The following is a 12981-nucleotide window of genomic DNA, read 5'->3' as shown; positions in this document are numbered from 1 at the left end:
ACACACGGAACATAAGGAGGAATTCACCGTGGCAAAAAAAGTAACAAACATTGTTAAATTGCAGATTCCTGCTGCTAAAGCAACTCCTGCACCACCAGTTGGTCCTGCATTGGGACAAGCTGGTATTAACATCATGGGCTTCACAAAGGAATTTAATGCTCGGACTGCTGATCAAGCAGGCATGATCATTCCTGTTGTGATCAGTGTTTATGAAGATCGTTCATTCGACTTCATCACAAAGACTCCACCTGCAGCTATTTTATTGAAGAAAGCTGCTGGAGTTGAACATGGTTCCGGCGAACCTAACACCAACAAAGTTGCTAGCGTAACTAAGGAACAGGTTAAAGAAATTGCCGAAACAAAAATGCAAGATCTAAACGCAGCAGACGTTGAAGCTGCTATGCGCATGATTGAAGGAACTGCACGAAGCATGGGCTTCACTGTCGAAGACTAATTACCATGCTTCCCGGTCGGATACTTTGCGAAAGCGAATGTATCAAGTGGGAGGTTTATCCGATAGACCACATATTGCAAGGAGGAAAATTTACAAATGGCAAAGAAAAGTAAGAAGTATTTAGAAGCCGCTAAACAGGTTGAAGCAAACAAAGAATATAACCTTGACGAAGCAATTAGCTTGGTTAAGAAAATTGACTTTGCTAACTTTGATGCAAGTATCGAAGCAGCTTTCAAATTAAACGTTGATACAAAGCAAGCAGACCAACAATTGCGTGGCGCTATTGTGCTACCTAATGGTACAGGTAAAGACCAAAAAGTGATCGTTTTTGCTAAGGGCCCTAAAGCTCAAGAAGCAAAGGATGCTGGTGCAGATGTTGTCGGTGACGATGACTTAGTTGGCCAGATCCAAGATGGCTGGTTGGACTTTGATGTTGCAATCGCAACACCTGACATGATGGCACAAGTTGGTCGTTTGGGCCGTGTTCTTGGACCTAAAGGCTTAATGCCTAACCCTAAGACAGGTACTGTAACAATGGACGTTAAACGTGCCGTTACAGAATCTAAGGCTGGTAAAGTTACTTATAGAACTGACCGTGACGGTAACGTTCATGTTCCGCTAGGTAAAGTTTCATTTAGCGAAGACGCTATTGCAGGTAACTTCAAAACAATCAACGATGTGATCACAAAGGCTCGTCCATCATCTGTGAAGGGTGTTTACATCCAACACATTTCCTTGGCATCAACATTTGGCCCAAGTGTTACACTTGATAAAGCATCTCTTTAATTTTAAAAATTAAATTGAAAAAATAAGTTGACTTCTGTTGGTGTACATGATACATTAATAGAGGTCAATTTTTTTATATGATTCTACCTAAGACTCAGGTGGCGCAAGCCTTAATATCCTGCCGAGGAGTAATGTTTATTATTCTCTCTCTGTGTCTTGGTGGATACGGAGCTTTTTTGTTTAAAAAAGTTCTACACAATGACTGGGAGGTGAATCAAGTGAGTAAAGAAGTTATTGCCAAAAAAGCTGAAATTGTTGATGCTGTTGCTGAAAAATTCAACGCTGCTTCATCAATCGTTGTCACTGATTATCGTGGTTTGACGGTGGAAGAAGTTACTGAATTACGTAAGCAATTACGTGAAGAAGGCGTAGAAATGCGTGTTATCAAAAACACGTTCTTGAAGCGTGCAGCTGACAAGTCAGGTTATGAAGGCTTGGACGAAGTATTTTCTGGTCCTACTGCAGTTGCTTTTGGTGGCGAAGATGTCGCTGCACCTGCACGTGTGATCGCAAAATTTGCTGAAGACCATGATGCATTAGAAATCAAGGGTGGTATGATCGAAGGCAAAGTTTCTTCCGTCGAAGAAATTGTTGCACTTTCCAAGTTACCAGACCGCGATGGTATGTTGTCAATGTTGCTTTCAGTATTGCAAGCACCAGTTCGCAACGTCGCTTATGCTGTTAAAGCTATTGCTGACAGCAAAGAAGAAGATGCAGCTTAAAGTTGCACTTTAAATACATTTGATAAAAAATTTGGAGGAAATCAAAATGGCATTAGATACAGAAAAGATCATTGCTGACCTTAAAGAAGCCAGCATTCTTGAATTAAACGATTTAGTTTCAGCTATCGAAGAAGAATTCGGTGTTTCAGCTGCTGCTCCAGTTGCAGCTGCAGGTGCTGCTGGTGGCGCTGCTGCCGCAGAACAAACAGAATTTGATGTTGAATTAGCTAGCGAAGGCTCAGCTAAGGTTAAGACAATCAAAGCTGTTAAGGACATCACAGGTCTTGGCTTGAAAGACGCTAAGGGCTTGGTTGACAACATCCCATCAGTTATCAAGGAAGGCGTATCTAAGGACGAAGCCGAAGATATCAAAGCTAAACTTGAAGAAGTTGGCGCAACAGTTAACCTTAAATAATTATTCTTTCAGAATATGTTTAGAGACATCTCTCCTTGTGAGGGGTGTCTTTTTTTCGGGCAAAATTTTGTGAGAGTGTGGGATGGCTGATCTTGCTGGCGAGAGAGATAGCCGGTCCTGTTTTGGAAAAGTAGGACCATGAATCGGGATAGCCGGTCCTGTTTTGGGGAAGTAGGACCATGAATTGGAAATGCCATCACTGGATCGGCCAAATGGTGTAAGCAAAAGCAAATGTGCCCGTTGTTTTCCCAAAACAGCGACTGCAAAAGTGAATGCGACCGTTGTTTCCCCAAAACAGCGCCTGCAAAAGTGAATGTGCCCGTTGTTTCCCCAAAACAGCGACTGCAAAAGTAAATGTACCCGTTGTTTCCCCAAAACAGCGCCTGCAAAAGTGAATGTGCCCGTTGTTTTCCCAAAACAGCGCCTACAAAAGTGAATGTACCCGTCGTTTCCTTTAAACAGCGACTGCGAAAGTGAATGCGTCCGTTGTTTCCCCAAAACAGCGACTGCAAAAGCGAATGCGACCGTTGTTTTCCCAAAACAGCGACTGCAAAAGCGAATGTGCCCGTTGTTTCCCCAAAACAGCGACTGCGAAAGTGAATGCGTCCGTTGTTTATCTCAAATCTCTGCTGCAAGATTCAGCTAGGATAGGGCTGCGCGATGGACGAAGGTCGTTTTAAACTAATAAATGTGCTACACTCAATAAGATGAGTTTGGATTTGAAAGGAAAGTTATTAATAATGAAGCAGTTAATTTTGGCAGAAAAGCCAAGTGTTGCCAGAGACTTGAGTAAAGTTCTTGGTGCAACACAGAAACATAAAAACTATTTTGAAGGCGACAAGGTCGTAGTTACTTGGGCGTTAGGTCACTTGTTAGGCCTGCAGATGCCGGAAGATTTGAATAAAGAGTGGGGCAAGTGGCAGTTAGCGACCTTACCGATGCTCCCGAAAAAAATTGGTATTAAGCCGTTACCGCGGACCCAAGGACAGTTGAAGACGATTGCTAGTTTGGCAAAGCGCAAAGATATCGGTGAAGCCGTGATCGCGACTGATGCTGGACGTGAAGGTGAATTAGTGGCGCGTTGGATCCTACAATATGTCCGCTTTAATAAGCCGGTCAAACGCCTCTGGATCTCTTCACAAACGACTAAAGCTGTTAAAGCCGGCTTCCAAGCACTGAAACCTGCCAAAGAATATGACAATTTGTATTATTCTGCGCTTTCTCGTGCCAAAGCTGACTGGCTGGTCGGTTTGAATGTGACCCGGGCATTAACGGTGAAGTACGATGATAATTTATCCGCTGGCCGGGTGCAAACACCAACGTTGGCTCAGGTTGATCAACAGGAACAAAAAATCAACAATTTTAAGCCGCAAAAGTATTTTACGGTAAACTTGGAAGTCAACGGTCAACAAGCGCAACGCCAACAAAAAGACCGCTTCGCTTTGAAAAATCAGGCAGCTGCTCAAGCCGTGGTCAAGGACCTCAGCCAGCAACAAGGGAAAGTGACTGCGGTCGAACACAAAGATAAGTCGCAAGCAGCACCATTACCCTATGATTTAACTGAATTACAGCGAGAAGCGAACCAGGCGTTTGGCTACTCGGCCAAGAAGACTCTCTCACTTGTGCAGAGTTTGTACGAAGTCCACAAAATTGTGTCGTATCCACGGACAGACAGCAAATATTTGAGTACAGATCTGAAGGCAACCATGGCAGAACGTTTGCAGGCAATCACTAATTTGATCCCAGCTGCCAAAGATTATTTGCATAATGGCAGCCAAGTCACGGTCAAAAAAGTGTTCAATGATGCCAAAGTCACAGATCACCATGCGCTGATCCCAACTGAACAACGGCCGCGTTATGACAAACTCTCCCAAGACGAGCACCGGATCTACACCATGATCGCCAGCCGTTTTGCCGGATTATTTGCCCAACCGTACCAAACTAAACAAGAAAAGGTGACGGTTGCTTTTGGTAATGAGACCTTTATTTTTACCCAACAAAAAGTAGTCGAAGCCGGTTGGAAGGCCGGCCATGTCAAAGAGACTGCCCAACAAGATTGGAAAGTTGGACAGACGGTCGCACCAAAATTCAAAATTTCAGCGGAACAAACTACTCCGCCAGCACCGTTAAATGAAGGAAGTTTGTTGGCAAAAATGGAAAAATATGGGTTAGGAACGCCAGCGACTCGGGCTGAGATCATTGAAAAACTGGTGAAGACTGAGTTAATGGAACGGACAGGCAACCACTTGCGGGTGACGCCGAAGGGCAAGCAGCTGCTGAAACTGGTCAATCCAGCCTTAGTAAGTCCAGATTTGACAGCCAAGTGGGAAGAGCAGTTGACCGCTATTTCGCAGGGCAAGTACAACAGCCAAAATTTCTTACATGAAATTGAAGAGGAAACTGTTCAACTAGTTAAAGAAATCAAGAACAGTCAGCAGAAATATCAGGATCATTCGATTACCGCCAAGAAGTGTCCGAAATGCGGGTCACTCCTCAAAGAAAAGAATACTAGAAATGGTAAGCTCCTGGTATGTACTAATCCGGACTGCGACTATCACCGGCGGGCAGAAGCGATGGTCACAAATCACCGTTGTCCACAGTGTCACAGAAAGATGTTGTTGGTTGAGGGGAAAAACGGCACGTACTTCCGGTGCAAGTATGATGGTACGACAGAAAAGCCGAATGACCGCAAGAAAAAGAATAAAAAGATGACGAAGCATGAGGAAAAACGGTTGATGAAAAAAATCAACCAGGACGAAGAACCAGCAGAAAGTCCGTTGGCCGCTGCGCTGCGAAAAGCGATGGCCGACCAATAAAAAAATAAACTGCGCCAGCTCACGACAACAGTTTGTCGGGGCTGACGCAGTTTTTATGTGTGATTTTAATCTTTGATCATCAGGACCATCATCATTTTCAGGTAGAGGTTTTGGTACCAAGTTGCTCCACGCTGTTCGAATTCTTGTTTTTTATCCTGACAATATTTCGTTAGATGGCCAAATAGTTTTCGGTAAATTTTAGTGTTAGTGACCCACTGGTGGAAACGGGGAGAGACCTTCGATAAACCGAAAAACCCGGTGATCAAAAATGGTAGTTGTGGCATGACTGGTAACGCTAGTCCGATGATCCCTAAGACAAATGCGACCACCGTCAGCAATCCCCAGAGTATTTTAGTAATGTTGCGCATGCATTGATCCCTCCTGCAAAATAAACTCATTCACGTTAAAAGTAAACGCGATTGAGAAGATTATAGCACGAAGAAAGCGTTTTGAATATAGTCAAGGTGATAAGAATTGTTTAAGGCTTGCTTGGCTAAATCAGTCGACTAAAATTATTTTTGGTGGAAGTTAGTTTAAAGTTATGTTGCAATAAAGTATAACTAATTTCAATTTTGGCGCGAACTTAGTTAAAAAAATTAAGGTGTTAGGCCAAGAAAAATCAGGGAAATCGTAAAAAATAATTTTTTCAGGGAAAAGGCTTTCAAACTAGGCAATTTGGCAAGATTATGATTTTAGTAACGATTAGTTTAAAATTATTGTTGTCGCTTAAAGGGGGAAACTTACGGAATTTCACATTCTGTCTTAAAAATTTAATTTGAAAAAATCAAGCTAATTTTCTTGCGTTCTGTGCTAAATGTCGTACAATGTAATATGTAAATAATATAGTTTGAAGTCAATTAATCTTCGCAGATTAGGGGTATCAATTATACAATGGGGGTTTCACAATGAGTTCTTTACAAAAATTAATGACAGATTTATCACAGATCCTACAATTAACTAACCAGCAATATAATTCGTCTGAATCAGCCAAACTGGGTGCAATCGATGTCTACTATTTGGAAGCAATTTACCAGTTAAGGCAGCCAACAATTGGTAAGATTTCCCGGCTCTTGGGGCAGTCGACGCCAAATACTAACTACCACATCAAGAAACTGATCAACTTGGGCTTGATCGATAAGCGAATCGACCCTGCCGATCACCGGGTAACTCATTTAGCAACGACTGAAAAATATACTTCAAGTCTCAACAATAACCAAGAGTTCTGGGAAAACTTGCAACGACGCTTAGAAGATGAGATCGAGCCGCGTGATTTTGCGATTTTTAAGCGGGTTTTGGGGCAAGCAGTGGAACTGGTGCACGAAGACCTGTAACAACTTAGAATAATCAAAGTTACTACAAACGACTGCCAAAGTGCGGTCGTTTTTTGTTAGAAAATCTGCTTTTGAAGTTGCTCGGCCTTGCAGCTTAGCTTCGCAACAGCTCTCAACGTCAAAAAACTAGGAGAGTGCTCAGGAACTGTTTTGCACTATTTTTTAGATTAGTCGTTCCGCTCAGAAATGAATATGCTATAATTAAATTCAATGATTATTGAACGATTAACAATTTTCAGTGGACTTTAAAATTACTGTATTTAAACGGAGGTAAATCAAGTGACTAAACATAACCAGACCTATCGGTGGGTGTTGTACGCACTGTTTACTGCAATCATCATTCTGCAAAATTTTATTCCCTTATTGGGCTATATCCCAATTGGGCCGCTTAATTTAACAATTATTCACGTCACAGTTATCGTTGCTGCCTTGGTTTTAGGACCAGGCGGTGGCGGGATCGTCGGCGGTATTTGGGGACTAATTACCTTTGTCCGGGCATTTGTCTGGCCGACTAGTCCGTTAGCGACAATTGTGTTTATTAATCCGCTTGTTTCAGTTTTACCGCGGATCTTGATTGGCGTTGTGGCGGGCTATACTTTTCGCTGGTTGGCACACAAAGGTTCGTCACAATACTGGGCTTTAAGCATAGCGGGGTTGTTGGGATCGTTGACCAATACTCTGTTAGTTTTGGGACAAATTTACTTGTTTTATCGCGGACAGTCACAAATACTTTATCAAATCGACCTGGAAGCATTATTCCCATACCTGTTAGGGGTCGTGGCTACTAATGGCATTCCCGAAGCAATAATTGGCGCGTTAGTTTCACCTTTGATCGCCAAACCATTATTGAGCCGGGGGAAGAAGAGATGATCTGATTGGCACAAAAGAAGCAAACTACTCGTAAAACTAAATCTACGACAAAAACGCAGTCAACAGCTAGAAAAAGACCGGCGAAACGACGGACGTCCAAGCGACGCGGCGTCAAGTTGCCAGACTTGATTTTAATTGTCTTGTTGGTAACGTTGATCTCAGTCCAAACGATCAAGTGGATCGACCAACGACAGGAACCTGCGCGCATCGAACGCGAGTCGCCGCAACAGACTAAGACTGACTTTATCAAACAGCTGGTGCCCAGCGCACAAAAGCAGCAGCGGCAATACCATGTCTTTGCCAGCATTACTTTGGCACAGGCGGCATTAGAGTCGAACTGGGGTCAAAGTGAGTTGTCTGCGCGTTACCATAACTTGTTTGGAATTAAGAGTGACCAGCCAAATAGTCCACTGCTGACGACGAAAGAGTATGTTAACGGTCAGTGGATCACGGTCAAGGCACGTTTTGCTTCTTACGCCAGTTACGATGAATCAATTGCGGCGCATACTCAATTGTTCGTTAATGGGACTGGTTGGGACGCTAGCCACTATCAGGCAGTACTTGCAGCGGCTAACTATCAACAAGCTGCCCAAGCTTTACAAGCAAAAGGGTATGCGACTGATCCAGGCTATGCACAAAAATTGATCGACCTGATTCAAGAGTACCATTTGGACCAGTATGACTGATTTTGGTGAAAGAGGCAGGCTTTTTCAGTAAAAACCGAATGTTGTTGTCTAGTCAGGGATGTGCTATTCTTGACTATATTAGTTAGTTAGTCAAAAATAAAGAAATAAATATGAGGAGGAAATTTTTGTAGTGAAACTATTAGAAGAACGGATCAAAGAAGATGGATTGGTGTTGCCAGGTAACGTATTGAAGGTTAATTCTTTTTTAAACCATCAGATCGATCCTGAATTAATGAATACAGTTGGCCAAGAATTCGCCCACTTATTCCGGGATAACAATATTACTCGGATCTTGACGGTCGAATCATCAGGGATCGCACCAGCAATCATGACTGGCTTGGCTTTGCATGTGCCAGTATTGTTCGCGCGTAAAACAAAGAGTTCAACCATGAACAATTCATTGTATACGGCAGATGTTTATTCATATACTAAAAAAGTAACTAACAAAATTTCCGTAGACCAAAAGTTTTTATTACCGACAGATAACGTTTTGATCATTGATGATTTTTTGGCAAATGGTCAGGCAGTTTCTGGTTTGTTAGAAATTTGTCGTCAAGCTCAAGCACACGTTGAAGGAGCAGGGATCGTGATTGAAAAGGCCTTCCAAACTGGGGGCGCAATGTTGCGTGAACAGGGTGTCCGGGTCGAATCATTAGCGCGGATCGCTTCTTTTGAAGATGACACAGTTCATTTTGTTAAAGAATAATAACAGAGCGGAGTGAAACGGTTAGAAAGCGAGCACTATCGGGACCTGGGAGTTAATGCGATTTAGGCATTGACCCCAGGTTTGGATAGGCGGAACTTTCTGTTTCAAGCAGCTCGACTAAATAACAGAGCGGATCAACTCGCTTAGAAGATGAGTACTAATGGGAAAGGATCTTTAATGCGTTTTGGGCATTGAAGGTCCTTTCTGATTAGACGGAATCTTCTGAGTTTAGGAGTTCGACTAAATAACAGGGCGGATCAACTCGTTATCTGTTTCAAGCAGCCATCTTTCAGTTAGAAGGGTGGCTTTTTCTGTGTAATTAAAATTAACTAAAAAATTTCCTGATTTTCGGTAAAGAATCAGCGGAAACTCAGACTAGAACTCGTTAAGTATGGTATCCTGTTAATTAAGATGTAATATTGAGAAACGGAAAGTAGTGAATTAGAGTGGCAGAGAAAGTCATATTTCCAGAAAGTACCCTCGGTGTGATCGGTAATAGTCCAAATGGTATCGAATTATTGCACCAAGCCAAACAAATGGGTTTCAAAACAGTAGCGTACGGTTCAAATGCTGAAAGTCCAACGCTCCAGGCGGCTGACCTAGGCATTGTCGGTCGCGGCAACGACCAAGTCCAGCTGCAGGAATTTGCTGAAAGATGTGATTTGGTAATTTATGAGTCTGAACAGGTCAGTTCTGAAGCTGTGAAATTTATTGAGCGTTTTACCAGTGTGCCCCAGGGCAGCGAGGCGCTTGAGTTAATGCAGGACCGTTTGTTAGAGCGTGTCTTCTTTGAACAAATGAATGTGAATATTGCACCCTACGCCACAGTTGTTAGCTTGGATGACATTTATCAGTCGATTTCATCAATTGGTTTTCCTTGTGTGTTAAAGCCGATTCAAAAGGGCTTTATGCACCGGCAATTGGTCTTACGCAAACAATCTGATATTGCCAAATGTGGGGAATTGGTCGAGCAGGGAACTTTCATTTTGGAATCATGGATCCCGTATGAACGAGAAGTTTCGGTGTTCCTCTTCCGGCAACAAGATGGGACCTTGACTTTTATGGCACCACTAGAGACCTACTACCAGGAACATCGCTTAGCACAGGTGGTGGGGCCAGCCGACGTACCTGCACCCATTTGGCAAGAAATTAAAAAAATTGCGGCACAGATCGGGGATAACTTGAACTATGTCGGTGTCTTGGAAATTGCCTTTTTCGTCACACCAGCCCAAGCGATTTATGTCAAACGGGTCGTGCCAGCCATGCATGAATCCGGCTACCTTTACCAGAAGATCAGCAATGTTTCCTTGGAAGAACAACAGATTAGAGTTGCAGTTGGCATGCCGTTAGTCACTCCGCAAGTGATTCAAAAGGCGGCCCTTGGCATGGTGACGCCAGAAGACTATCCCGCCATTAAAACGCAGTGGGTCTTGAAGGATAACTGGTTTTACCACTTCTTCCGTTATCCGGCCTCAATGCAGCCGCAGTCGAAAGTTGGTTACGTGATCGTGCCGGCCGACGATGGCTATGCAGCTAAGGAACAACTGGATGCTACGGGGATTTGGGACCAAGAAGCTAAGAAACCGGCAGAAGAGCTGCCCAAAGATTAGCTGCAGTGAAGTCCTGACTAAAATTAAAACTAGGAACTGTCGTTTTCTATCATTGGGGAGCGACAGTTTTTTTACGCGCTAGCTGCCCTAAGTTTGAAAAAGTAGTGCCGGCAATCTTAAGAGCGCCACTGCTTTCCGCTCAAACAAGGTCAGCCAGTAGCATCATTCCGTAAATCACCCTGACCAACTCGCAGGATTTTCGGTAAAAAGCGGGGCCCAGTCACTGACCCGTGGGGGTGGCTGTGATATAATAAAACAGATTGAAGATTTAGAGAGGATTGAATAATTTGGTTCAAAAAAACCTACTAGACAAGATGAACGATAAACAAGCTGAAGCAGTTCAAGCCACCGAAGGACCGCTCTTGATCATGGCAGGTGCAGGCAGTGGTAAGACCCGTGTTCTGACACACCGGGTCGCCTACTTGATTCAAGAAAAAGGTATTTTACCGTGGCACGTTTTGGCAATTACCTTTACCAATAAGGCTGCCCGCGAAATGCGCGAACGGGTCGACCAGTTGTTAGGCGAAGATGCGTCCGCTATTTGGGTGTCAACTTTCCATGCCCTGTGTGTGCGGATCTTACGGCGTGAGGCTGAAAAGATTGGCTTTAGCCGGTCCTTTACGATCGCTAGCCCGAGCGAACAACGCACGTTGATGAAGCACATCTTGGCGGATTTGAATGTTGATACCAAACGTTACGATCCACGGATGATTTTAAGCAATATTTCTAATGCAAAAAACGACTTGTTGACAGTTGATGACTACAAGAAAAATGCCGAAGGACCAGTTGAACAGATCACGGCTCAGGCTTATGAAATGTACCAGGCAGAACTGCGCAAAGACTCGGCGATGGACTTTGATGACTTGATCATGCAAACGATCGTCTTGTTTACTGAGGACAAAGAGACTCTGGAATATTACCAACGGAAGTTCCAATATATTCACGTCGATGAATACCAGGATACCAACGAAGCACAGTACCGCTTGGTCGGGATGCTCGCGGCAGGTTACCGGAACCTCTGTGTTGTCGGGGATGCCGACCAGAGTATTTACGGCTGGCGTGGCGCGAACATGGAAAATATCATGAACTTTGAAAAAGATTATCCAGACGCCAAAGTCGTGAAATTGGAACAAAACTACCGCTCAACTAAGACGATCTTGGACGCAGCCAATGCGGTGATCGCAAATAACTCGAACCGGAAAGTTAAAACTTTGTGGACGGAAAATCAGACCGGCGATAAGATCCATTATTACCGGGGCATGAACGCCAATGATGAAGCTTACTATGTTGTCAAAAATATCCAGCAGGCGATTCGCGAACAGGGTAAAAGCTATAATGATTTTGCCGTTTTGTACCGGACCAATGCCCAGTCACGTGTGATGGAAGAAACATTTGTGAAGACTAACATTCCGTATAAAATCGTCGGGGCGCACCGTTTCTACGACCGTAAAGAAATTTTGGATATCTTGGCTTACTTGCGTTTGGCAACTAACCCGCAAGATTCCATGAGCTTTACGCGGATCGTGAACGAACCTAAACGGGGGATCGGTCAAGCCAGCTTAGATAAGTTGAATAATTTTGCGGCGATGAATGGCTTGAGTTTGTTAGAAGCTGCCGAAAATGTTGTGATGACTAACATTACGGGAAAAGCTGCCAAGCAGTTGGAACAATTTGGCCACATGATGCGTGAGATGCATGAGATGGAACAGACTGCGACCGTGACTGAATTAGCGGAAACGCTCTTGGACCGTTCTGGTTACCGCCAAGCTTTAAAGAAGACGAACTCGCTCGAAAACGAGAGCCGTTTGGAAAACTTGGATGAGTTTCTGACTGTGACGCAGCAGTACGATTCTTCCTGGGAAGAAGACGAGGAGCACCAAGATCCATTCGTTGATTTCTTGGCGGAATTGTCACTGGTCTCAGACCAAGACAGCGTGGATGAGGAACAAAATGAAGTCACCATGATGACCTTGCATGCCGCTAAGGGACTTGAATTTCCAGTTGTCTTTTTGATTGGGATGGAAGAGGGTATCTTCCCGTTGTCACGGTCAATGACAGACGATGATGAACTGGAAGAAGAGCGTCGCCTGGCCTACGTCGGTATTACGCGGGCACAACAAGAACTGTATTTGACGAACGCTTTTTCCCGGATGTTGTACGGCCGGAAGCAAACGAACGCAGCTTCACGCTTTATCGGTGAAATTACGGATGACTTATTGGAAACAGACAATGAGCAGCGCGCTTCTTCAGTCTTCGGCAACCGTCAAACCGCTAGACAGATAAATCCATACAAAAAAGCGGCGGTCAGTGCTCCAGGAACAGTCACGAAACAAGCGACAACGGGAGCCGAAAAGAAGAGCTGGCAGGTGGGCGATAAGGCCTTCCATAAAGCTTGGGGTGAAGGAACTGTGGTCAAAGTGACCGGTAGCGGTGAGGATACCGAGCTGGATATCGCCTTTGATTCACAAGGTATCAAGCGTCTGTTGGCGTCCTTTGCACCAATTACAAAGCGTTAGTTCTAAACTTTGCTTAAAAATACCGCACTTGACCAAAAACTTCGGCTAAGTGCGGTAAAATGATTATCA

Annotated in this window: 12 protein-coding genes and 1 other annotated feature; of the genes, 11 read left to right on the top strand and 1 reads right to left on the bottom strand. The window is 44.0% G+C overall.

Annotated elements, in window-relative coordinates:
* Nucleotides 1-28: 28 nt before the first annotated feature.
* The 5 genes from rplK (at nt 29) to LPAF129_RS01585 (ending at nt 5193) form a co-directional block, all read left to right on the top strand.
* Nucleotides 29-454, top strand: coding sequence for a 50S ribosomal protein L11 (gene rplK, locus LPAF129_RS01605; protein WP_244054356.1), 426 nt, complete (start codon nt 29-31; stop codon nt 452-454).
* 96 nt (nt 455-550) lie between these two features.
* A complete protein-coding gene (gene rplA / locus LPAF129_RS01600) occupies nt 551-1240 on the top strand; it encodes a 50S ribosomal protein L1 (protein WP_244054354.1) in 690 nt (229 codons plus the stop codon).
* 68 nt (nt 1241-1308) lie between these two features.
* Nucleotides 1309-1427, top strand: a sequence feature (ribosomal protein L10 leader region).
* Between the two features lie 31 nt (nt 1428-1458).
* Nucleotides 1459-1962: a 50S ribosomal protein L10 gene (rplJ, locus tag LPAF129_RS01595; protein WP_244054352.1), complete on the top strand. Its 504-nt coding sequence runs from the start codon at nt 1459-1461 to the stop codon at nt 1960-1962.
* Nucleotides 1963-2008: 46 nt separating this feature from the next.
* Nucleotides 2009-2377, top strand: coding sequence for a 50S ribosomal protein L7/L12 (gene rplL / locus LPAF129_RS01590; RefSeq protein WP_244054350.1), 369 nt, complete (start codon nt 2009-2011; stop codon nt 2375-2377).
* A gap of 740 nt (nt 2378-3117) precedes the next feature.
* Nucleotides 3118-5193 carry a DNA topoisomerase III gene (locus tag LPAF129_RS01585; RefSeq protein ID WP_244054348.1) on the top strand — a complete coding sequence of 692 codons (2076 nt, stop codon included), beginning with the start codon at nt 3118-3120 and terminating at the stop codon, nt 5191-5193.
* A gap of 65 nt (nt 5194-5258) precedes the next feature.
* Here the strand turns inward: LPAF129_RS01585 and LPAF129_RS01580 are convergent, their stop codons facing one another.
* Complete coding sequence (locus LPAF129_RS01580; RefSeq protein ID WP_244054346.1) at nt 5259-5561, bottom strand: DUF454 family protein; 303 nt, start codon at nt 5559-5561, stop codon at nt 5259-5261.
* 537 nt (nt 5562-6098) lie between these two features.
* On the opposite strand from LPAF129_RS01580, the gene LPAF129_RS01575 reads away from it, so the two are divergent.
* The 6 genes from LPAF129_RS01575 to pcrA all read left to right on the top strand — a co-directional run bounded on the left by LPAF129_RS01575 (nt 6099) and on the right by pcrA (nt 12912).
* A complete protein-coding gene (locus tag LPAF129_RS01575; RefSeq protein WP_244054344.1) occupies nt 6099-6524 on the top strand; it encodes a MarR family winged helix-turn-helix transcriptional regulator in 426 nt (141 codons plus the stop codon).
* Nucleotides 6525-6803: 279 nt separating this feature from the next.
* Complete coding sequence (locus tag LPAF129_RS01570; protein WP_244054341.1) at nt 6804-7394, top strand: ECF transporter S component; 591 nt, start codon at nt 6804-6806, stop codon at nt 7392-7394.
* 5 nt (nt 7395-7399) lie between these two features.
* A complete protein-coding gene (locus tag LPAF129_RS01565) occupies nt 7400-8080 on the top strand; it encodes a glycoside hydrolase family 73 protein (RefSeq protein ID WP_244054339.1) in 681 nt (226 codons plus the stop codon).
* 130 nt (nt 8081-8210) lie between these two features.
* Nucleotides 8211-8786 carry a xanthine phosphoribosyltransferase gene (locus LPAF129_RS01560; RefSeq protein WP_244054337.1) on the top strand — a complete coding sequence of 192 codons (576 nt, stop codon included), beginning with the start codon at nt 8211-8213 and terminating at the stop codon, nt 8784-8786.
* 446 nt (nt 8787-9232) lie between these two features.
* The gene (locus LPAF129_RS01555) at nt 9233-10396 is read left to right on the top strand and encodes an ATP-grasp domain-containing protein (RefSeq protein WP_244054335.1); all 1164 of its coding nucleotides are present in this window, start codon (nt 9233-9235) and stop codon (nt 10394-10396) included.
* 287 nt (nt 10397-10683) lie between these two features.
* A complete protein-coding gene (pcrA, locus tag LPAF129_RS01550) occupies nt 10684-12912 on the top strand; it encodes a DNA helicase PcrA (RefSeq protein ID WP_373875022.1) in 2229 nt (742 codons plus the stop codon).
* Nucleotides 12913-12981 lie beyond the last annotated feature (69 nt).

Source organism: Ligilactobacillus pabuli, assembly GCF_022836475.1.
GTDB lineage: Bacteria > Bacillota > Bacilli > Lactobacillales > Lactobacillaceae > Ligilactobacillus > Ligilactobacillus pabuli.
The sequence above is the reverse complement of the archived record's forward strand: the minus strand, read 5'-3'. Positions and strand labels throughout refer to the sequence as shown.